The organism is Georgenia wutianyii, assembly GCF_006349365.1.
GTDB classification, from domain to species: domain Bacteria; phylum Actinomycetota; class Actinomycetes; order Actinomycetales; family Actinomycetaceae; genus Oceanitalea; species Oceanitalea wutianyii.
In genome coordinates this window covers 3420903-3442855 of sequence record NZ_CP040899.1, presented here as the reverse complement: position 1 = coordinate 3442855, position 21953 = coordinate 3420903, and the positions used below count along the sequence as shown (strand labels likewise).

17 protein-coding genes are annotated in these 21953 nt (G+C 73.1%); 10 read left to right on the top strand and 7 right to left on the bottom strand.

Annotated features, from left to right (window positions below; all coding sequences use genetic code 11):
* Positions 1-43: 43 nt before the first annotated feature.
* From FE251_RS15750 to FE251_RS15280, 3 genes are read right to left on the bottom strand one after another with little or no spacing between them, the layout of a single operon-like run.
* Entirely contained in the window at positions 44-4240 is a 4197-nt protein-coding gene (locus tag FE251_RS15750) for a lipid II flippase MurJ (RefSeq protein ID WP_230976469.1), read from the bottom strand.
* Positions 4237-6357: a DUF6049 family protein gene (locus tag FE251_RS15285; RefSeq protein ID WP_139072266.1), complete on the bottom strand. Its 2121-nt coding sequence runs from the start codon at positions 6355-6357 to the stop codon at positions 4237-4239. Before FE251_RS15285 ends, FE251_RS15750 begins: the two co-directional genes overlap by 4 nt.
* On the bottom strand, positions 6354-6875 hold the full coding sequence (locus FE251_RS15280; RefSeq protein ID WP_139072267.1) for an NUDIX hydrolase: 522 nt from the start codon (positions 6873-6875) through the stop codon (positions 6354-6356). Before FE251_RS15280 ends, FE251_RS15285 begins: the two co-directional genes overlap by 4 nt.
* A 130-nt stretch (positions 6876-7005) precedes the next feature.
* Between FE251_RS15280 and FE251_RS15275 the strand changes: the two genes are divergently transcribed.
* Positions 7006-8448, top strand: coding sequence for a CCA tRNA nucleotidyltransferase (locus FE251_RS15275; protein WP_218013642.1), 1443 nt, complete (start codon positions 7006-7008; stop codon positions 8446-8448).
* Positions 8449-8488: 40 nt separating this feature from the next.
* Here FE251_RS15275 and FE251_RS15270 read toward each other — a convergent pair whose 3' ends face one another.
* Together FE251_RS15270 and FE251_RS15265 are read right to left on the bottom strand one after the other, a co-directional pair.
* On the bottom strand, positions 8489-8986 hold the full coding sequence (locus tag FE251_RS15270) for a beta-class carbonic anhydrase (RefSeq protein WP_139072269.1): 498 nt from the start codon (positions 8984-8986) through the stop codon (positions 8489-8491).
* Between the two features lie 10 nt (positions 8987-8996).
* The gene (locus FE251_RS15265; RefSeq protein WP_139072270.1) at positions 8997-10349 is read right to left on the bottom strand and encodes an MFS transporter; all 1353 of its coding nucleotides are present in this window, start codon (positions 10347-10349) and stop codon (positions 8997-8999) included.
* A 329-nt stretch (positions 10350-10678) separates the two neighbouring features.
* On the opposite strand from FE251_RS15265, the gene FE251_RS15260 reads away from it, so the two are divergent.
* From FE251_RS15260 to FE251_RS15250, 3 genes are all read left to right on the top strand, one after another.
* On the top strand, positions 10679-11335 hold the full coding sequence (locus tag FE251_RS15260; protein WP_139949194.1) for a PadR family transcriptional regulator: 657 nt from the start codon (positions 10679-10681) through the stop codon (positions 11333-11335).
* Positions 11332-12411 carry an inositol-3-phosphate synthase gene (locus FE251_RS15255; RefSeq protein WP_139072272.1) on the top strand — a complete coding sequence of 360 codons (1080 nt, stop codon included), beginning with the start codon at positions 11332-11334 and terminating at the stop codon, positions 12409-12411. Before FE251_RS15260 ends, FE251_RS15255 begins: the two co-directional genes overlap by 4 nt.
* 334 nt (positions 12412-12745) lie before the next feature.
* Complete coding sequence (locus FE251_RS15250; protein WP_139949193.1) at positions 12746-15070, top strand: transglycosylase domain-containing protein; 2325 nt, start codon at positions 12746-12748, stop codon at positions 15068-15070.
* Between the two features lie 81 nt (positions 15071-15151).
* On the opposite strand, the gene FE251_RS15245 is transcribed toward FE251_RS15250, so the two are convergent.
* Positions 15152-16183, bottom strand: coding sequence for a threonine aldolase family protein (locus FE251_RS15245; RefSeq protein WP_139949192.1), 1032 nt, complete (start codon positions 16181-16183; stop codon positions 15152-15154).
* Positions 16184-16365: 182 nt separating this feature from the next.
* Here FE251_RS15245 and rpsF point away from each other — a divergent pair, with 182 nt between their 5' ends.
* From rpsF to rplI, 4 genes are read left to right on the top strand one after another with little or no spacing between them, the layout of a single operon-like run.
* Positions 16366-16656 carry a 30S ribosomal protein S6 gene (gene rpsF, locus FE251_RS15240; RefSeq protein WP_139072274.1) on the top strand — a complete coding sequence of 97 codons (291 nt, stop codon included), beginning with the start codon at positions 16366-16368 and terminating at the stop codon, positions 16654-16656.
* A gap of 37 nt (positions 16657-16693) precedes the next feature.
* Complete coding sequence (locus tag FE251_RS15235; protein WP_139072275.1) at positions 16694-17227, top strand: single-stranded DNA-binding protein; 534 nt, start codon at positions 16694-16696, stop codon at positions 17225-17227.
* A gap of 52 nt (positions 17228-17279) precedes the next feature.
* Positions 17280-17519, top strand: coding sequence for a 30S ribosomal protein S18 (rpsR, locus tag FE251_RS15230; protein WP_139072276.1), 240 nt, complete (start codon positions 17280-17282; stop codon positions 17517-17519).
* A 16-nt stretch (positions 17520-17535) separates the two neighbouring features.
* Positions 17536-17985, top strand: coding sequence for a 50S ribosomal protein L9 (rplI, locus tag FE251_RS15225; protein WP_139072277.1), 450 nt, complete (start codon positions 17536-17538; stop codon positions 17983-17985).
* Positions 17986-18110: 125 nt separating this feature from the next.
* Here the strand turns inward: rplI and FE251_RS15220 are convergent, their stop codons facing one another.
* A complete protein-coding gene (locus tag FE251_RS15220) occupies positions 18111-19451 on the bottom strand; it encodes an MATE family efflux transporter (RefSeq protein ID WP_230976468.1) in 1341 nt (446 codons plus the stop codon).
* A gap of 311 nt (positions 19452-19762) precedes the next feature.
* On the opposite strand from FE251_RS15220, the gene dnaB reads away from it, so the two are divergent.
* Both dnaB and FE251_RS15210 read left to right on the top strand, forming a co-directional pair.
* Positions 19763-21130, top strand: coding sequence for a replicative DNA helicase (dnaB, locus tag FE251_RS15215; RefSeq protein ID WP_139072279.1), 1368 nt, complete (start codon positions 19763-19765; stop codon positions 21128-21130).
* 280 nt (positions 21131-21410) lie between these two features.
* Positions 21411-21806, top strand: coding sequence for a hypothetical protein (locus FE251_RS15210; protein WP_139949190.1), 396 nt, complete (start codon positions 21411-21413; stop codon positions 21804-21806).
* Positions 21807-21953: the final 147 nt, after the last annotated feature.

The following is a 21953-nucleotide window of genomic DNA, read 5'->3' as shown; positions in this document are numbered from 1 at the left end:
TACTCATGGGGTCAAGGCCGGTGGCGCGGGTTTTGTTCCGTCGTCACTCGACGGTGAGCTCCGCGAGCTCGATGCGGTTGCGTCCGTCGGAGCCCGCGACCGGCAGGGAGGTGAACCAGAGCACGAGCCTGTCGGTGACGACCGGCTCGGCGAAGGTGAAGGTCGTGGCCGGGCCCATCGGGCCGGAGGCGAGCAGCTCGCCCTCGGTGGGCGTCGCCGGGTCGGTCGCGCGGATCTCCACGTTCCCGCCCTGACCCAGGAGGTCGATGGTGACGCCCGAGACGAGGCTCTCCTGCTCGAGCTGGACGGCGAGCCCGATGCCGGACTTCATCCCGTACCCGGGGTCGACGTAGGAGCGCGAGCGCCAGTAGGTGGCGGGGTCGCCGTCCGTCGCCTGCGGGGTGAGCTCGGGGTTCTCCGCGCCGTCGCCCTCGGGGTCGAGCGGGGTGAGGGAGGCGATCACCGGTGCGGGCGCCTCGGGGGCGGCCGCCTCCGGCGGGGCGGTCGTCGCACCGTCGCCGGGCTCCTGCGGGGCAGGGGTCTCGGCGGGGGCGGTGATCGTCGTCGGGCGCTCGACGGGGCCGGGGTCGGCGGTGAGCGTCCGGAAGGCGATGATCGCGCCGATGATGACGGCGACGAAGGCGATCGCGAGCACGATCGGCGTGGGGTCCAGGCGCCGCTCACGGAAGGGGACGGGGCCGCCGCGCTCGGGCTCCGGCTCGGCGACGACCTCCTCCCAGGTGCGCGGCTCGGCGGGCCCGAAGGCGGGTGCCTCCTGATCGACGGTGGTGGGCGTGGGGTCCGCCGGGACGCGGTCGTGCTCGAGCGCCGCCCGGACGTCGGCCTCACGGGTCTCGGCGAGCGCCTGCTCGGCGCGGGCCTCACGCTCGGCGGTGCGGGTGGCGGCGGCCTCGGAGACCTTCTCGGCCCCGGCGGAGACGCGTCCCTTGACGGCGTCGACGGCGCGGCGGGTGGAGTCCGCGACGGCCGCGGCAGCGCCGCCGACACCGGCGCCGACGGCCGCGGTGATGACCGAGCCGCGCGGGTGGCGGGCGGCCAGCGGCGCGCCGGGTGCCTCGGCGTCCTCCCCGGCGACGACGGCCGTGAAGTCCTCCGGTGCGCTCGTGTCCGCGGGCGGCGTCCGCGGGTACCACGCCGTGGTGTCACGGGTCGCGGGCTCGGGCGCGGGCGTCGGCGAGCCGGCGTCCTCACCCTGGACGACCGACTCCCACGCCGGGGCGGGCCGCTCGGTGGCGGGCTGTGGCGTGTCGGTCGGGGCGCTCGTGCCCGTCACCGCGGGCATCCCGACGAGGGTCTCGCCCGCGGGCTCCTCGGGGAGCCCCGGCTGCGCGGCGGGCTCGTCGACCGGCTCGGGTGCCGCGACGGGCGCCTCGTCGGCGGGTGCGGGCTGCGCGGGCTGGGGCTCGTCGGCCGGCCAGGCCTCGACCGGCTCCTCGTCGAGCACGCGGGGCGCACGCACGGCGGTGTCCTCCGCCGTCTCGATGAGAGCGGCCTCCTCGGCCGCCTCGAGGGTGGCGTCGGCGGGTGAGCCGGCCGTGCGGTCCGTGGCGGCCGACGCCTCGGCGGCCTCGGCCGCGGTGGCCTCGTCCCGCGCCCCCGCCGCGGCAGCACCGACGGCGGCCAGGGCACCGGGCCACACGGGGTGGTCCCCGGCCAGGGTCTCGACGTTGATGTCGCGCCAGGGCGCGAGCTCGCGGATGAGCTCGCTCGGCGTGCGCGGCCCCTGGCCGCTCATCGTGCGGGAGCACAGTGCGTCGAGGTCGGCGGGGACCTCGTCGCGCAGGCTGCTCGGCGCGACCGGGACGCCGCCCACGGTGCGGGCGGGCGGGGCCTGGACCGCGAGGTCCGGGCCGTCGGCCGGGTAGGGCCAGGTGCCGGTGAGGGCGAGGTAGAGCAGCCGGACGAGCCCGAGGGTGTCGTGCTGTGACGCGGAGACGGGGTCGAGGTCGATGCCGAGGTAGGCGGCGGCCACACCGAGGCCGGCGAGCCGGACCTGGCCGTCGCCGGTGACGTGGACGGCCGCCGGGGTGAGGGCGAGGTGGTGCACCCCGCGCCGGCGAGCGGCCTCCAGGGCGCTGGCGGCCTCGCCGACCACTGAGCGGGCCTGCTCGGCGTCCAGGGCGCCGGAGACGGTGAGCTCCTCGAGGGACTGCCCGTTCGCGACGTCGGCGACGACGAACGCGTGGCCGTCCTGGGCGCCGACGTCGAGCACCCGCTCCAGGCGGGGGTCGTCGACGAGGGCGGCGCGCCGTGCGGCGTCGAGGGTCTCGGCCGAGGGCCCGGTGGTCGAGGGGAGCACGAGCGCCCGCACCGGCCGTTCGAGGATCTCGTCCTGCCCGTGCCACAGGGCGGTGCCGGGCAGGATCGCGGTGAGCTCGCGGTCCAGTCGGTAGCGTCCGGACAGCAGTGTGCCCTGTGCCAGCGCGGGGGCGGTGGCGCGTGCGTGGTCGTCCAGCGTCCTGCTCCCTCTGTCAGGCCCGGGTCCTGGGCCTTCCCTGTCGTCCGTGCCCATCGTACTGACCGCCTGGTCCTCGGCCGCCGGGGAACCGGTGAGTCGCGCGAGGACGGGCACCCGGCGGGCCGCCGACCGTGCCATCCGGGTCACCGGCCGGAGGATGACGTCGAGCTCGCTCACCGCCAGCGCCCGCAGCAGGCCGAGGTACACGGCGAGCATGACCGTGCCCACGAGCCCGGCCTTGAGGGTCGCGAGGAGCATCCGCACCGGCCACGCGTCGGCCGTCGTCGTCGGGCCGAGGAGGTGCAGCAGGCCCCACCCGAGGAGCAGCGCCGGCGTCGCGGCGAGGACGAGGCGGATGTGGGTGCGCAGCACCCGCGAGCCGTCCAGGCTCGGCAGCTTGAGCCGCAGCGCGAGGTAGGCGACGACCGAGCCGACGACGTTCGACAGCGACGTCGCGACCGCCGCCCCGACGAGCCACCACTCCGGGGGCAGCAGCGTGGACACGAGCGCGCCGACGATGACGATGCCGGTGAGCGGCAGCTGCAGCTTGAACAGCGACTTCGTGTCCTCGAAGGCGTAGTAGACCCGCTGGATCATCGTGAACGCGCCGAGCGCCGCGATGCCGAGGAGGAGGGCGACGACGATCCGGGCGATGCCGCGGGCCTCGGGGATCGTCGTCGTCGGCATCGTCGCCTGGACGAGCGGGAGGGCGAGGACGGCGAGCGCGCCGCCGGCGAAGACGGTGAACACCCCGATGGTGCGCAGCCCGAGGGACAGGTCGTCGCGGACGGCGGCGGTGTCCCCGCCGGCCGCGTAGTCCGAGACCCGGGTGAACAGGGCGGTGACGAGGGAGACGGTGATGAGCGACTGCGGGAGCAGGTAGAGGAAGTTCGCGTTCTCCCAGGCGGCGTTGCCGGCGACGAAGCCGGTCCCGCTGCCGGCGGCCGCCGCGGCGAGGTTGGACACCGCGATGAAGCCGAGCTGGGCGACGAGGAGGCTGGCGAACGCCCACGTCGCGACCTTGCTCGCCCGTCCCAGGCCCGAGCCGCGCAGCCCCCACCGGGGCCGGAAGTGGAAGCCGGCGCGGCGCAGCGGCAGGACGAGGACGGCGGCCTGGACAGCCACGCCGAGCGTCGCGGTGCCGCCGATGAGGGCGGTGCGCAGCCCGGTCCACGTGCCCGGGTCCTCGTGGGCGCCGGTCGGTGTCCCGCCGAAGACGACGATGTAGGCGACGAGGCCGATGATCGCGATGACGTTGTTGACCGCGGGCGCCCACATGTAGGGCCCGAAGATGCCGCGGGCGTTGAGCACCTGCCCGAGCAGCGTGTACATGCCGTAGAAGAACAGCTGGGGCACGCACCACAGCGCGAAGGCGACGGCGAGGTCGAACCACACGGGGTCGAGCTCGGAGGCGTAGACCGCGACGAGCACGCTCGCCCCCGCGGTGAGCAGGAGCGTGAGGCCCAGGAGCGCGGCCCCCGCCATCGTCAGGAGGCGGTTGACGTACTCCTCGCCGTTGTCGCGGCCCTTCATCGCCCGGACGATCTGCGGGACGAGGATCGCGTTGAGGACACCGCCCGCGACGAGCATGTAGATGATGTTCGGCAGCTTGTTGGCCACCGCGAAGGAGTTCGCGGCGCCGGTGACGCCGATCGCCGCGACGAGGGCGACGTTGCGCACCAGCCCGAGCAGGCGGGAGACGAGGGTTCCGGAGAACATCAGTGCCGCGGACCCGGCCAGGCCCCGGCGTTCCTCGCTCACGCGACGCTCACCTCCTTGTTCCGACGCCCGCGGCGCACGGTGCGCACGAGCCCGACGACGATCATGAGCACGAGCAGACCCGCGACGACGGCCGTCCCCACGGTCTCCCAGTCGGCCCGCACCCGCACCTGGATCTCGCGCGGCTCGTCGATCGGGGTGCCGTCCGGCGCGGCGAGGACGACGTCGACGACGACGTCGCCGCTGCCGACCGCGTGCACGGGCACCTGCGCCGTCGCCGACTGCTGCGCGGGAACCTCCAGGAGCACGGCCTCGTCGGCCACGAGCCGCGGGTCACGGGGGGCCAGGCGCACGAGGACCGTCGCCGGGCGGGTCATCTCGTTGGTCACGGCGACGGGGATGTGCGCCTCGTCGTTGATGAGGTTGAGAGTGCTGCCGGGGCGCGCGGCGACGAGCCCGCGGCGGGTGTCGGATGCCTCCTCGGCAGCCGTGAGGAGAGCGGCGCGGGTGCGCGGCCGCTCGCGCCACTCGGCGGAGGTGAGCTCGAGCAGGGCGCGACGGACCGGCTCGACGAGCGCCGCGGGCTCGGCGAGGACCTCGGCGAACGCCGTCGTCTCGGCGAGGACCTCCTCGAGGGTGGTGAGCTCGCCGGAGGTCATCTCGCCCTCCTCGACGACGAGCGCCGGCAGCGTCTCGCGCTCGAGCTCCGGAGCGGGACGGTCGAGCATCTCCTCCAGGGTCATCCGGTCGACCCAGGGGACCTCGGCGAGGGTGGTGAGCTGCTCGGCGAGCAGCGACGGGTCCCCGCTGAAGTTCCGGGGGACGGTGAGGAGCAGCTCGCGCGGGTCGGCCGGGCGCTCACGCGCGATGACCGCGGTCTCGGCGAGGAGGTACTGACGGGCGGTGAGCGGGTCGAGCTCGACGACGACCTGGTCCGCGGTCGGGTTGACCGGCAGCAGCCGGCCCGTGAGGAGTGCGGAGAGCCGCTCGTCGGTGAGGACGGCCGGCAGCGTGGTCCCCTCGGCGACGACGTCGGTGCGCGCGGAGGGGGTGTAGGTGAGCTGGGCGAGGGACGACAGGCCGTCGGAGGGCAGCACGACCGCGCCGGCGCCGGCCTCCACGAGCGCGGCGAGGGTCCGCTGGTCCGGGGTGGGCCCCGCCGGCCAGGCGAGCCCGGTCGAGGCGTCGAGGCCCGAGCGCTCCAGGGCCACGTCACGGTCGACGGCGACGTCCTCGAGGAGGTCGGTGCGGTTCGCGTGGGCGAGCGCGGCGGCGTCGGCGTCGGCCCAGAGCAGGGCGTGGACGGTGTGGCCCGGCGAGGCGGCGAACTCCTCGATCGTCGTCGCGAGCGCCGACTTCGGGGGGGTGGGCTCGGGGGTCTGGTCGTCCTGCGGATCCTCACCGGTGGTGAGGTCGACGACCGCGGGCACGTCGATGAGGAGCGACGGGTCGATCGCGACGTCGACGGCCGGCTGGTCCAGCGCCGCGAGGAGCGGCTCGAGACGTTCGGCCGAGGCGGCGCCCAGCCCGGTGTCGGTCTCCTGGGCGACCGTCCGCTCCGCCGCCGTGGGGACCGCGGCCGCGAGGACGGCGAGCGGCATCGGCTCGACCTCGATGTCCGGCCACCACAGGAGGAAGCTGCGCGCGGCCGCCGGGCTGAGGGACGTCGTCGCGGCGGCGTCCTGCGCGGTGACCTCGATGCCGCGCGGGCCCCAGGCCGAGTAGCTGCGCGCGAAGGGGAGCGAGTCCGCCGGCACGGTGAGCGTGAAGGACGCCGAGGCGCCCGGGGCGAGCGGCTCGGGCAGTCGCTCGGCGGCGAGGAGCGTCGTCGCGGACAGGGAGGTGGGCTCGAGCCAGCGCTCGAGGAGGGAGCGGCTGATCGGGGCGCTCTGCTGGGCGCGCAGCCGCAGCTCGGGCACCTCGAGGGCGGTGTCGGTCCCGTTGGTCACCGTGCCGCGCACGACGAGGTCCTCGTCCGGGGTGAGGACCGCCGGACGGATGTCGGTGAGGGCGACGGTCACCTCCGCGTCCTCCTCCGGCTCGGAGGGGGTCGCGGTGGCGGGCACGAGGGCGCCGGGGAGCAGGCAGGTCGCGAGGGCGAGCAGGAGCAGCGCGAGCGCTCGACGGCCGGCCCCGGACGAGGTCCAGGAGATGTTCATGCGCGGCCGGCCAGCACGTCCCTCGCGGTGGCGACCACGCGCCGCTCGTTCGGGTAGGCGAGACGCGAGGCGACCTCGGTGAGGCTCACCCAGGCGACGTCCTCCGCCTCCTGGTCCGGGTCGTTCTCCGTGGTCAGGTCCCCGCTCGTCGCCTCGAGGAGGTAGTGGTGGACGACCTTGTGCACCCGGCGGTCGTCGCCGGAGAACCAGTAGTCGATCGTCGCGAGGTGCCGCAGCACCCGCCCGGTGATCCCGGTCTCCTCGGCGATCTCGCGGACGGCGGCCTCCTCCGGTGTCTCCTCACCCTCGAGGTGGCCCTTGGGCAGGCACCACTCCAGTCGCCCGCCGCGGTTGCGCCGCGCGATGACGGCGGTGAACGCCTGGCGGTCCTCCACCCGCACGACCAGCCCGCCGGCGGACGTCTCGTCGACGACCGGCAGCAGCGTCGAGCGCGGCGCGCCGGGTCGCGGACGCGGCGGCGCCGGAATGCGGCGGCGTGGCGCGGGGACGGCGGACATGAGGTCACCATAATCAACCCGCCTGGGGGCTGCCGGACCCACGCGCCCGAATCGGGCCTCCCGCGTGGTCTCGCGCACAGGCACTGGTCCCCGGTTCCGACGGTGGGGGACGCCGTGGCAGGCTGTGGCAGTGTCCGACTCACCTGCCGCGCTCGCCCGGACGGCGGCCGCCGCCCTGACCGCGCTGCCCCCTGCCGTGCTCGAGCTCGGCGCCGTCTTCTCCGCCGCGGGGCACGAGCTCGCCCTCGTCGGCGGCCCGGTCCGCGACGCGTTCCTCGGGACCGTGAGCCACGACCTCGACTTCACCACCTCCGCCCGCCCGGAGGACACCGAGCGCCTGCTCGCCTCCTGGGGCGACGCGCACTGGGACGTCGGCCGGGAGTTCGGGACGATCGGCGCGCGCAAGGGCGACGTCGTCGTCGAGGTGACGACCTACCGCACCGAGTCCTACGACCCCGACTCCCGCAAGCCCACGGTCGAGTACGGCGACACCCTCGAGGGGGACCTGTCCCGCCGCGACTTCACCGTCAACGCGATGGCGGTGCGCCTTCCCGCGCTCACCTTCGTCGACCCCTTCGGCGGGCTCGAGGACCTCCAGGCGGGCCTGCTGCGCACCCCGGCCGACCCGGAGCAGTCCTTCGACGACGACCCGCTGCGCATCATGCGCGCCGCCCGCTTCAGCGCCCAGCTCGGCTTCGACGTCGACCCCGGCGTCATGGCGGCGATGTCGGCCATGGCCGACCGGCTCGAGATCGTCTCCCCCGAGCGGATCCGCGCCGAGCTCGAGCGGCTGCTCCTGTCCGACCGCCCCCGCCGGGGCCTGGAGCTCATGGTCTACACGGGTGTGGCCGCGGTCGTGCTGCCCGAGCTCGACGAGCTGCAGCGCACCGTGGACGAGCACCGCCGGCACAAGGACGTCTACGAGCACACCCTCGTCGTCCTCGACCAGGCGATCGCCCTGGAGACCGGGCCCGACGGCGCGGTCCCGCGCCCGGACCTCGTCCTGCGCCTGGCCGCCGTGCTCCACGACATCGGCAAGCCCGCCACCCGCCGCTTCGAGCCGGCCGGCGGCGTGAGCTTCCACCACCACGAGCTCGTCGGCGCGCGGATGGCCGCCAAGCGGCTCAAGGCGCTGCGCTTCGACAAGCAGACCGTCAAGGACGTCTCCCGTCTCGTCGAGCTGCACCTGCGCTTCCACGGCTACGGCGAGAGCCACTGGACCGACTCCGCGGTGCGCCGCTACGTCACCGACGCCGGGCCGCTCCTCGAGCGGCTCCACCGCCTCACCCGCGCCGACTGCACCACCCGCAACCGCCGCAAGGCGATGCGCCTCGCCGCCGCCTACGACGACCTCGAGCAGCGCATCGCGACGCTCGCCGAGGAGGAGGAGCTGGCCAAGATCCGGCCGGACCTCGACGGCGAGCAGATCATGGCGATCCTCGGCGTGCCGCCCGGCCCGGTGGTCGGCAAGGCCTACCGCTTCCTCCTCGACCTGCGCATGGAGCGTGGGCCGCTGGGCGAGGAGCCCGCCCGTGAGGCGCTGCTCGCCTGGTGGGCCGCCCAGGACAAGTAACGCCCCTCTCTCGGCGGGTGGTGAGGGGGGTGAGCGCCGGTCAGGCGACGGGCTCGAGCAGGCCGGTGTCGACGTCGTAGCGGAACCCGCCCACCTCGACCGTGTCGGGGATGAGCGGGTGGGCGCGCACCTTGGCGACCTCCGCGCGGATCGAGCGGAGCTGGTCGGTGATGACCCCGAGGGACATCCACGTCGCGTCCTGGCCCTGCCGGCGGCTGATCTCCGCCTGCAGCTCCTCCTCCGAGCGCGAGGCCATCGCGCAGCGGGTGTGCTGGATGACGAGCACCCGCTCCACCCCGAGGAGGTTGACCCCGAGGACGAGGGCGACGAGCACCTGGTCGGTGACCCGCCCGCCCGGGTTGCGCAGGATCTTCGCGTCGCCGGGGACCAGCCCGATCATCCCGAGCGGGTCGATGCGCGAGTCCATGCAGGTGACGACGGCGACGCCGGCGCGGGCGACGCCGTCGAACCCGGACAGCGCGAAGTCGTCGGCGTAGCGGCGGTTGGCGGCGAGGAGGTCGGCGAAGGCGTCGGTCATGCGCGGCACGCTACTCCGCCGCGGCGTCGCCGTCCGTCCGTGACCGGGTCCCGGGACCGGGTGCCTCCGCGGCGAGGACGGGCCGCGCCGTGTCCTGGATCCGGGCCGTCCCACCGCGGTAGAGCAGCGCGACGACGACGTAGACGACGGCGAGCACGGCGAAGACGAGCCGGGACCAGCCGGTGTCCGGCAGGGCGGCCGCCCCGAGCGCCGCCGCACCGACGAACGCCGCGTTGTACAGGACGTCGTAGAGGGAGAACGCGCGGCCGCGGTAGTCGTCGTGGGTGTCGCGCTGGACGATCGTGTCGACGGCGATCTTCGCGCCCTGAACGCTGAGCCCGAGAAGCACGGCGGAGGCCGCGACCACCCCCATGAGCGGGGTCGTCACGAGGAGGAGCTGGCTCACCGCCCCGGCGCCCAGGCACACGACGATCCACCGGGACGGGGACATCCGCTCGTGGGCGAGCGGCGTGAGGACGATCGCCAGTCCGTTGCCGGCGAAGGAGATCCCGGTGAGCAGCCCGAACGTGGCGAGCCCGGCGCGGGCGTCGGTGGGGTCGGAGAGCAGGTTGCGCGAGATGAGGATGAGCGCCATGAAGTTGACGCCGTAGAGGAAGCGGTGGACGGCCATGACGCCCAGGCCCAGGCCCGGGGTGCCGCGGCGCACGAGGTAGCGCGCGCCGTCGCCGAGCTCACGCAGCGTGCGCTGGACGGCGTCGGAGACCCCGACCCGGGCCGGCGTCGTCGGGCCGAGCTCGTCGCGCCCGAGCCGCAGCGCGAGGGCGGAGGCGGCCCCGAAGAGCAGGCCCGCGCACACGAGGGACGCGGAGTCGGTGACGGCGTCGGGGACGAGGAACCCGACGAGCAGGCCGAGGACGGCACCGGCGGCCGCCGACACCGCACCGAGCGTCGGCGTCAGGGTGTTGGCGATGAGCAGCTGGTCGCGCGGGACGACCCGGGGCAGGCCGGCCGACAGTGCCGCGAGGAGGAAGCGGTTGATGCCGAGCGTGACGAGCGCGAGCACGTAGACGAGGGTGCTCACCCCGCCGGTGCCGATGAGGACCGCGAGGACGATCGCGAGGACCACCCGCACCGCGTTGCCGACGAGCAGCACCTGCCGGCGCCGCCACCGGTCGAGCAGCGGCCCGGCGAACGGCCCCACGACCGTGAACGGCAGGAGCAGCACGGCGAACGCGGTCGCGACACCGCCCGCCGTCGCCATGTTCTGCGGGCTGAAGAAGAAGAGCGTGGCGAGCCCGACCTGGAACATGCCGTCCCCGCACTGGGAGACGAGTCGCACGGTGAAGAGCTTGCGGAAGCCTGGGTGCACGACGAGCGTGCGCAGGTCGGACAGCACGCTCATGGTCGGGTCACACCTCGGGACAGCACCGCAGCAGGTTATCCGAGGGCCCGCCGGGCGCGCCCGGCCCGGCGGGGCCGTGGCCCGGCGGCGTGCGTCCGGCTCCGGCCGAGGTCGGCGCCGCCCTTTCTGCCACGAAGTCCCCGACACGCCCGCGACACGCCGCACCTCGGGCGTCGTGAGGGCCTCGGCACGGCACTTCGTGGCAGGTTCCGCGCCGCGCGGCCGGGCAGAGGGCGCAGCGGGCGGACGTCCGGACGCGCTCACCCGGTGCGCTAGGCTCGGCCCGATATATCGCAGCGATACATAGACAAGAGGAAGGGGGACCGCCGATGAGCACCCGCGCCGACGTGCTCGAGCTCGCCATCCTCGGCCAGCTCGGCTCGGTCCCCATGCACGGCTACGAGCTGCGCCGGCGGCTGAGCGCCCAGCTCGGCGCCTTCCGCACGCTGTCCTACGGCTCGCTCTACCCGGCGCTGCGCCGCCTCACCGAGGCCGGGCTCATCACCCAGGCGAACGGCGACACGCTGCCCCACGCGCTCGCCGGGCGACGGGCGCGCATCGTCTACCGGCTCACCGACGCCGGACGCGAGCGCCTGGCCAGCACGCTGGCCACGGCCGAGCCCGCAGCGTGGGACGACGAGGCCTTCGACGTCCGTTTCACGCTCTTCGGTGTCACCGACGCCCGCACCCGGCTGCGCATCCTCGAGGGCCGCCGCGCCCGCATGCTCGAGCGCCTCGCCATGCTGCGCGAGTCCACCCAGCGCGCCCGGGAGCGGATGGACTCCTACACCGCCGAGCTCGTCCGCCACGGCCTGGAGCAGGTCGAGCGTGAGGTCGAGTGGCTGGAGAACCTCATCGACACCGAGCGCGGCACCCCCGGCGCGCTCGACCTACGACCTCCCGGCCCGGCGGCCGGCCCGCCGTCCCCGGACCGACCGGACGAGGGCGCCGCCCCGTCCACCACCTCATCGAAGGAGCAGGAATGAGTTCTATCCGTGTGGCGATCGTGGGCGTGGGCAACTGCGCCTCCTCGCTGGTCCAGGGCGTGCGGTACTACGCCGACGCCGACCCGCAGGAGTCCGTCCCCGGCCTCATGCACGTGACCTTCGGGGACTACCACGTGCACGACGTCGAGTTCGTCGCCGCCTTCGACGTCGACGCGAAGAAGGTCGGGCTCGACCTCGCCGAGGCCATCGACGCGAGCGAGAACAACACCATCAAGCTCTGCGACGTCCCGACGACGGGCGTCGTGGTCCAGCGCGGCCACACCCTCGACGGCCTCGGCAAGTACTACTCCGAGACGATCGAGGAGTCCGACGCCGAGCCGGTCGACGTCGTCGCCGCGCTCAAGGACGCGCAGGTCGACGTCCTCGTCTGCTACCTGCCGGTGGGATCGGAGGAGGCCGCCCGCTTCTACGCGCAGTGCGCCATCGACGCCGGGGTCGCCTTCGTCAACGCGCTGCCCGTCTTCATCGCCGGCACCAAGGAGTGGGCCGACAAGTTCACCGCGGCCGGTGTGCCGATCGTCGGGGACGACATCAAGTCCCAGGTGGGCGCCACGATCACCCACCGCGTGCTCGCCAAGCTCTTCGAGGACCGCGGCGTGCGGCTGGAGCGGACCTACCAGCTCAACGTCGGCGGCAACATGGACTTCAAGAACATGCTCGAGCGCGACCGCCTCGAGTCGAAGAAGATCTCCAAGACCCAGGCCGTCACCTCGAACATCGAGGGCGAGCTGGCCCCGCGCAACGTCCACATCGGCCCGAGCGACTACGTCCAGTGGCTGGATGACCGCAAGTGGGCCTACGTGCGCCTCGAGGGCAAGGCCTTCGGTGACGTCCCGCTCAACCTCGAGTACAAGCTCGAGGTGTGGGACTCCCCGAACTCCGCGGGCATCATCATCGACGCGATCCGTGCGGCGAAGATCGCCCTGGACCGTGGCATCGGCGGCCCGCTCCTCTCGGCGTCGAGCTATTTCATGAAGTCCCCGCCGGAGCAGCGTCACGACGAGGTCGCCCGGGCCTCCGTCGAGGCGTTCATCGCCGGCGACGTCGAGCGCTGAGCCACCCACCCGGCCCGCCCCTCGCCCGTCCTCCGGCTGCCGCCCAGGTCGCACCTTCCGTCCCGGTCCCGCCGAACCATCCGGCGACCGTTGACGGACATGTGCGACCTCGGCGGGGGTCGGCAGGCGGGGCGGGGGCGGGCCGCGTGGTCTGCGGCCGGGGAGGCGGTGAGCCGCCTCACCTCGGCGGTGAACGGCTGCGAAGGGGGTGGTCGGATCGTGTGAAGGCCCGTCCCCGCGGGCGCCCGACCCCCTGGTTGGCCGCGGTCGGTACCCCATACTGGGTGGTCGTCGGGCAGCCTGTCCGCACATTTCGTAGGCGAGGAGGAGACGCGTGGCGGCCAAGAAGGAGTCCGGGCGCTCAGCGAGCGCCCAGGGCCGGACCCGGTCCACCGCCGGCCGGTCGGCCGGAACGACGACGACGCGCAAGCGGCGCTTCGACTACCCACGAGCCGGCAAGGGCCCCGTCCGGCGCTGGCTGCCCAGCTGGCGGGTCGTGCTCGGCACGGTCGTCACCGGCATCGCCGTCGTCGCCGGCATCCTCGTCGCCGCCTACGCCACCACCGACATCCCCGAGCCGGGCGACTTCGCCCAGGCGCAGGGCACTCACGTCTTCTACGCGGACGACGAGACGGAGATGGGCAGCTTCGCGGAGTACAACCGCGAGATCGTCGACCTCGACACGCTGCCCGACTACCTGGGCCAGGCCGTCGTCGCCTCCGAGGACCGCCGCTTCTACGAGAACGTCGGCGTGGACCCGATCGCGATCGGCCGTGCCCTGGTGAACAACCTCCAGGGCAACGCGACCCAGGGTGGCTCGACCCTCACCCAGCAGTACGTCGAGCGCTACTACCTCGGGACCACGACGAGCTACGTCGGCAAGTTCCGCGAGGCGATCCTCGCGCTGAAGATCGACCGCGAGCTCACCAAGGACGAGATCCTCGAGGACTACCTCAACACCATCTACTTCGGGCGCAACGCCTACGGCGTCCAGACCGCCGCGCAGGCCTACTTCGGCAAGCCGGCCTCCGAGCTCACCCTCTCGGAGTCGGCGCTCCTCGCCGGCGTCATCCCGGCGCCGAGCGCGTGGGACCCGGCCATCAACCCCGAGCGGGCCGAGGAGCGCTGGGCGCGCACCCTGGAGTTCATGGTCCGCGACGGGTGGATCACCGAGGACGAGGCCGCCCAGCAGACCTTCCCGGAGACGATCGAGCACGTCCGCTCGGACACCTACGCGGGCCCCGAGGGCTACCTCCTCGACATGGTCCGCAAGGAGCTCGTCGAGAAGGCGGGGATGAGCGAGGAGCAGATCGACACCCTCGGTCTGCGGATCACGACGACGATCGACCACTCCGCGCAGGAGGCTGCGGTCGCGGTGGTCGACTCGCTGCCGGAGGACCGGCCGGAGAACAACCGCGTCGCGCTCGTGTCGATCGACCCGGACTCCGGGCAGATCGTCGCGCTGTACGGCGGGCCGGACTTCGTCACCCAGTCGCGCAACGCGGCCACCCAGGACGTCGCCCAGGCGGGCTCGACGTTCAAGCCGTTCACGCTCGTCGCCGCGCTGCGCGAGGGGGTGCCGCTGAGCACCCGCTTCCCGAGCTACACCCCGATGGAGATCCCCGGCTTCGACCGTCCGGTGAACAACTACGACTCCGTCAACCGCGGGGAGATCGACCTCGTCGAGGCGACCGAGCAGTCGGTCAACACCTCCTACGCGCTGCTCAACACGGAGATCGGACCGGAGAAGTCGGTGCAGGCGGCGATCGACGCCGGCCTGCCGGAGGACACGGCGGGCCTGGCGGCAGTCCCGTCGAACGTGCTCGGCCCGGCCTCGCCGCACCCCCTCGACATGGCCCGCGCCTACGCGACGTTCGCCGCCCAGGGTGTGCGACACAACCCCTACATCGTCGCCCAGGTGCAGGACGCGGACGGCAACGTCATCTACGCCGGCAGCTCCAACGGCACCGAGGTGTTCGAGCCGGACGTCATGGCCGAGGCGACCTACGCGATGACCCAGGTCGTCGAGGAGGGCACCGGCGTGCGCGCACGCGGCCTCGAGCGTCCCGCGGCCGGCAAGACCGGCACGTCCAACGACGGCCGCTCGGCGTGGTTCGCCGGCTACACCCCCCAGCTCGCGACCGTCGTCGCGATGTACCAGGTGGGTGAGGGTGGCACCGAGGAGAGCCTCACCCCGTTCGGTGAGTACTCCTCGATCACCGGCTCGACCTACCCGACGACGATGTGGCGCGACTTCATGATCGCGGCGCTCGCCGACGAGCCGGTCGAGGAGTTCCCGGAGCGGCCCGCGCCGGAGACCCCGACGTTCGTCCCGGAGCCGACCCAGGAGCCGACGACGGAGGAGCCGACGCCGGAGCCGACGCCCGAGCCGACGACGACGCCCGAGCCGCAGCCCGAGCCGCCGGCCCCGGAGCCCGAGCCGGAGCCGACGACGCCGGAGCCCGCGCCCGAGCCGACGCCCGAGCCGACCGTCCCGGCCCCGACGCCCGAGCCGCCGCCACCCGCTGACGGTGGTGGGTCCGGCGGGACCGGCGGTGGGTCCGGCGGTGGGTCCGGCGGCGGGTCCGGCGGATCCGCCGGGCAGGACCCCGGCAGCTCCGCCGGGGGCGACGGCACCGCGACCGGCGCCGGCACCTGACGCCACCTGGACGCACCTGGGCCCGCCCCTCCTCGGCCTCACGGCCGGGAGGGGCGGGCCTTCGCCATGTCGCCGGCCCCGTCAGCCGAGGACGCGGCGCAGGCCGGTGACGAGCGCGGCGACGTCCTCCTCGGTCGTGTCGAAGGAGCACACCGCCCGCAGCAGGCCGGTGCGACGGTCCCACGGGAGGACCGGCACCTGGGCGAGGACATCGTCCAGGCGCTCGGGCGGGACGGGCAGGAAGACGGCGTTGGCCTGGACCGGATGGACCGGCTCGATGCCGAGGTCCTCGCGCAGCCGCTGCGCCAGGTGGTCCGCGGCGTCGTTGGCCTGGGCCGCCGTCGTGCGCCACAGGTCGTCGGTGAGCAGCGCGAGGAGCTGGGCCGAGACGAACCGCATCTTCGAGGCGAGCTGGGTGCTCGCCTTGCGCAGCCGGGCGACCGGCTCGGCGAGGGCCGGGTCGGTGACGACGACGGCGTCCCCGAACAGCGCGCCGTTCTTCGTCGCGCCGAAGGACAGCACGTCGACGCCGACGTCGGTGGTCAGCTCGCGCAGCGACGTGCCGAGACGGGCGGCGGCGTTGGCCAGCCGCGCGCCGTCGACATGGACGGCCAGGCCGTGCGCGTGGGCGAGGCCGGTGAGCCGGGCGAGCTCCGCCGGGGTGTAGACGGTCCCGAGCTCGGTGCTCTGGGTGAGGGTGAGCGCGGCGGGGCGGGCGTGGTGGACGCTGCCGTCCTGCGCCGCGAGCAGGGCGGTGAGGTCCTCCGGGTCGATCCGGCCGCCGGGCGCCGGCAGGGTGCGCAGGGCGAAGCCGCCCACGAGCTGGGGCGCGGTCGACTCGTCGGTGGCGACGTGGGCGAGCTCTGCGGCCACGACGGCGTCCCACCGCTGGAGCAGCGCGGTGAGGGCCACGACGTTGGCGCCGGTGCCGTTGAGGACGGGGAAGATCGCGGCGTCGGGGCCGAAGACCTCCCGGGTGCGCTCGGCGAGCTCGGCGGTGAGGGCGTCGGCGCCGTAGGAGGGGGCGTGGCCCTCGTTCGCGGCGACGAGTGCCGCGAGCACGGCGGGGTGGGCGCCGGAGGCGTTGTCGGAGGTGAAGCCGCGCGTCGTCATGGGCTCATTGTGCGCGGCAAGGGTGATGTGGATGACGCACCGGGGCCGGGTCGGAGTGCGCTAGACTGGTGCGCTGGCCGTGGTCGGTGCGTACCTGCGTACCCGCCGCGGCCGACGAACGCATCACCCTCCTGTCACGGACCGTCCGTGACCGCCAAGTCCAAAGGAGGTGGGTACCAAGCATGCGTCAGTACGAACTGATGATCATCCTCGACCCGGAGGTCGACGAGCGCACGGTCGCCCCGTCGCTCGACAAGCTGCTCGCGGTCGTCAAGACCGGTGGCGGCCAGATCGACAAGGTCGACATCTGGGGCAAGCGTCGCCTCGCCTACGACATCAACAAGCGTTCCGAGGGCATCTACGCCGTCGTCGACATGACGGCGACGCCGGAGCTCGCTCAGGAGCTCGACCGCCAGCTCGGACTCAACGAGTCCGTCCTGCGCACCAAGCTCATCCGTCCGGACGCTCACTGAGCCTCCCGGCCCCACCTGCACCCCAGAGGAGACCGACATGGCAGGCGAGACCGTCATCACCGTCGTGGGCAACCTGACGGCTGACCCCGAGCTGCGCTTCACCCCCTCGGGTGCGGCCGTCGCGAGCTTCACCGTGGCCTCGACGCCGCGGACGTTCGACCGGCAGTCCAACGAGTGGAAGGACGGCGAGACGCTGTTCATGCGCTGCTCGGTGTGGCGGGAGGCGGCGGAGAACGTCGCCGAGTCCCTCGCCAAGGGCAACCGTGTCATCGTCCAGGGTCGACTCGTCCAGCGGTCCTTCGAGACCCGTGAGGGCGAGAAGCGCACCGTGGTGGAGATGCAGGTCGACGAGGTCGGCCCCTCGCTCCGCTATGCCACGGCCAAGGTCACCCGCACCCAGCGTGGGGGCGGTGGCGGCGGCGGCTTCGGCGGCGGCGGTGGCGGTGGCCAGCAGGGCGGCGGTTACGGCGGCCAGCAGGGCGGCGGCTTCGGCCAGCCCGCCGGCGGGCAGTCGGACGACCCGTGGGCCACGGGTGGGTCGAGCTCGTTCGGTGACGAGCCCCCCTTCTGATCAGACGTACAGCACGGCTCGCGCCGTGCACGAAGACCCCTAGGAGCACATCATGGCGAAGCCCGTACTTCGCAAGCCCATCAAGAAGAAGGCCAACCCGCTGAAGTCGGCGAAGGTCGAGGGCATCGACTACAAGGACACCGCGCTGCTGCGCAAGTTCATCTCCGACCGCGGCAAGATCCGCGCGCGTCGGGTGACGGGTGTGTCCGTCCAGGAGCAGCGCGCCATCGCCAAGGCGGTCAAGAACGCCCGCGAGATGGCTCTGCTGCCCTACGCGAGCTCCGCTCGCTGACCGGAGGAGACTGACAATGGCCAAGCTCATTCTCACCCACGAGGTCTCCGGCCTCGGTGAAGCCGGTGACATCGTCGAGGTCAAGGACGGCTACGCCCGTAACTTCCTCATGCCCCGTGGTCTGGCGACCCCGTGGACCAAGGGCGGGCAGAAGCAGATCGACCAGATCCGCAAGGCCCGCAAGGCCCGCGAGATCGCCTCGGTCGAGGAGGCACGCTCCGCGCGTGACTCGCTGCAGTCCAAGCCCGTCGTCGTCGCCGTGCGCGCCGGCGCGGGTGGTCGCCTGTTCGGCTCGGTGACCACCGGCGAGATCGCCGACGCCGTCAAGGCGGCCGGTGGCCCGTCCGTCGACAAGCGCAAGATCGAGGTCGGCAACCCGATCAAGTCGCTCGGCGAGCACCGCGTGCAGGTCCGTCTGCACCCCGAGGTGCAGGCGAACGTGACCGTCCAGGTCGTCGAGGCCTGACCCGCTCCACAGGACGCCGGGACCGCTGAGGCGGTCCCGGCGTTCGGCGTCTCCGGAGCGGCTCGCGACGCGCCTTCGGTGTGGACTTCCGGACCTGTGAGGTCCACGAGTCCACACCCAAGGCGTCAAGCCCCGAGCACCATCCAGCGCTCGCCGCGGGCGCGCAGCCCGGTGGTGACCGCGCGGGTGGCCATGAAGCCGCCGGCGAAGGCCGCCCACAGCCACGCGAGGCCGGCCCCGCCCGACGGCGCCCACATCCACACCGCCGCGAGCAGTGGCACGTAGACGACGAGCGTGACGACGCCAGCCCAGGCGAGGAACCTGCCGTCCCCGGCGCCGATGAGGACGCCGTCGAGGACGAACACCCACCCGGCCATCGGCATCGTCAGGCCCGTGACGACGAGCGCGACGGCGGCCGCGGTGCGGACGTCGGGGTCGGTGGTGAACAGGGTGGTGAGCCACCAGCCGCCGGCGGCGACGAGCACCCCGATGACGGCGCCGAAGCCCACCCCCCACTGCAGGGTCCGTCGGAGGACGGCGCGCACGCGGGGCCGGTCGCCCGCGCCCAGGCCCTGGCCGATCATCGCCTGGGCGGCGATGGCGAGGGCGTCCATCGCGAAGGCGGCGAGCCCCCACAGCGCGTTGACGACCTGGTGGGCGGCCAGCGCGGTGGCCCCGAGGGAGGTGGCGGTGACGACGGTGAGGAGGATGGCGATGCGCAGCGTGACGGTGCGGACGAAGAGCGGGACGCCGGAGCGGGCACTGGCCCAGATTCCGGCGGGGCGGGCGCGCAGGGACACCGCGAGGCCGCGCGCCCCGCGCAGGACGACGACGCCGAGCGTGAGACCCATGAGGGTCTGGGTGATCGCGGTGCCGAGGCCCGAACCCGCCACCCCGAGCCCGAGGCCGTAGATGAGGACGGCGTTGAGCGCGACGTTGAGCGCGGCGCCGAGGGTGGCGACGACGAGCGGGGTGCGGGTGTCGAGCAGGCCGCGCAACGTGCCGGTGGCGGCCATGACGAGGAACATGCCGGGCAGGCCGGCGGAGGAGTAACGCAGGTAGTCCACGGCGTGCGGGACGACGGCGCCCTCGGCGCCCAGGGCGGTGACGACCCACGGGGCGCCGAGGACGAGCGCCACCGCGGCGACCAGCCCCAGTCCCAGGGCGAGCCACATGCCGTCGATGCCGGCGCTCACCGCCCCGGCCCGGTCCCCGGCCCCGATGCGCCGGGCGGTCGCCGCGGTGGTGGCGTAGGCGAGGAAGACGAAGACGCCGACGACGGAGACGAGGAGCGTGGAGGACAGGGACAGCCCGGCGAGCTCGGCGGTGCCCAGGCGCCCGACCATGACCGAGTCGATGAGGACGAAGAGCGGTTCGGCGACGAGCGCGCCGAGCGCGGGGACCGCGAGGGCGAGGATCTGCCGGTCGAGAACGCGTCCGCCGTCCCGTCCGGGAACGTTGTCCACCAATGTGCCGACCAGTTTCCTTCCACACTGTGTGTACGAGCAGTTCCGCGGAATTCCGCGGGTCCGGGTGAGTTGCACCGGTGTTATCCACACGATTGTCCACCGCCTGTGCACGGCCGGACCCACCGTATCCACCATCTGTCCCCAGGTCTGTCCACACCCGTGGATGGATTCGCGTCGGCGCGGCCCGTACGGTGGCTCGGCAGGTGACCCGCGCGGGCGTCCGAGCGATGCCCCGGGGCCACCTGTGGGTCGATACGGGCCGGTGATGTCGGAGGTCCGAGGTAGACCATGAGCAGGAGGGATGGCGGATGACGGATCTTGACGACAGGGTGATGGAGTCCAGGTCGGCGGGCAGGGAGCTGTACGACCGCACCCCGCCGCAGGACCTCGCCGCGGAGCAGAGTGTGCTCGGCGGGATGCTGCTGTCCAAGGACGCCATCGCCGACGTCGTCGAGGAGGTGCGCGGGCAGGACTTCTACCGCCCGGCGCACGAGCTCGTCTACGACGCGATCATCGACCTCTACGGGCGCGGTGAGCCGGCCGACGCCGTCACCGTCGCCGCGGAGCTGAGCAAGCGGGGCGAGCTCGGCCGGGTGGGCGGCGCGGCCTACCTGCACACGCTCATCTCCTCGGTGCCCACGGCCGCGAACGCGGGCTACTACGCCCGACTCGTGCGCGACCAGGCCGTGCTGCGGCGGCTGGTCGAGGCCGGCACCCGCATCGCCCAGCTCGGGTACGCGACCGACGGCGGGGAGGTCGACGACCTCGTCAACGCCGCCCAGGCCGAGGTGTACGCCGTCACCGAGCGGCGCACGAGCGAGGACTACGTCCCGCTGCGGGACACGATCAACCTCACGATGGAGGAGATCGAGAACAACGCGAACCGCGGGGAGGGCATGGTCGGCGTGCCGACCGGGTTCGCCGACCTCGACGCGCTGACCAACGGCCTGCACGGCGGGCAGATGATCATCGTCGCCGCGCGTCCCGCCATCGGTAAGTCGACGCTCTCGCTGGACATCTGCCGCTCGGCCTCGATCAAGCACGGCCTCACGTCGGTGGTCTTCTCCCTGGAGATGGGCCGCACCGAGCTGACGATGCGTCTGCTGTCCGCCGAGGCCGGCGTACCGCTGCAGAACATGCGCAAGGGCACGATGCGCGACGAGGACTGGACGAAGGTCGCCGCCGCGATGAGCCGGGTCTCCGAGGCGCCGCTGTTCATCGACGACAGCCCGAACATGTCGCTCATGGAGATCCGTGCGAAGGGGCGGCGCCTCAAGCAGCGCCACGACCTGCGCCTCATCGTCGTCGACTACCTCCAGCTCATGTCCTCGGGCAAGCGGGTGGAGTCCCGCCAGCAGGAGGTCTCGGAGTTCTCCCGTGCGCTCAAGCTCCTGGCCAAGGAGCTCGAGGTGCCCGTCATCGCCGTCGCCCAGCTCAACCGTGGCCCCGAGCAGCGCACCGACAAGAAGCCGATGATGAGCGACCTGCGTGAGTCTGGCTCCCTCGAGCAGGACGCGGACATGGTCATGCTCCTGCACCGCGAGGACGCCTACGACAAGGACTCCCGCCCGGGAGAGGCCGACATCATCGTGGCCAAGCACCGTAACGGCCCGACCGACACGATCACCGTCGCCTTCCAGGGCCACTACTCGCGCTTCACGGACATGGCCCACTAGAAGTGCCGAGAGTTCGCTGAAACTGCACTCTCGCACTTAGAACTGCACAAACTGCACGAGACCGGCCGCTCCGACGTGCCTATTTCTGCACAAGGCCGCCTGGACGCGGGCTGTGGGCCGGCCAGTGGTGCGGGTGCTGGTGGCACGGCGCTATGCGTTGTCGTGCTGGGCGGCCGGGGCGAGTGCTGTGGACGGTCCGAGCCAGGAGACTGCGAGCCGTTCCTCGTACAAGTCACTCGAAGTGCATCGGGACTGTCGCACAATCAGATGTCACCTGTCCGTGCAGCATTCCCAACTCCTCACTGCCACGAGCGACCCAGCCCTCAACTACCTCGAGCGCCTCAGCCGCTGGCTGCCCTTGCTGCTCGGCCTTCTGGGTGCCATCGCCACAGCCATCGTGACCCGGCTGCGGTCGAGCGAGCTGGCCGTCTACCGCATGTCCGGCACCTCTCCCACGTCACTCATGACACTGCTCACCCTGGAAACGCTCCTCATCGCCGGCATCGCTGCACTGTCCGCCGCGACGGCACCCCTCGCCCTCCCCGCCCACTACATCGACCCGGCCGTCCCCGTTCTCTGGGGCATCGGTCTGGCCGGGACCTGGGCAGTGGTCACACTCGCCATGAGCCTGGACCTTGCCGTCCGCCACCCCAGCGACCTGGCAAAGGACCGCTAGACGGCCGCAGGAACCCGGACGTCGGCGGCTCATGACGGATCGCTCCCGGCCGAGAGGGTCTCCGCGCGCGCGTTGCAACATGCCGGACGGACCCGGTCGGAGCGCTGAGGATTGGTGCGCGACGCAGGGGTCGTCAACGACAGAAAG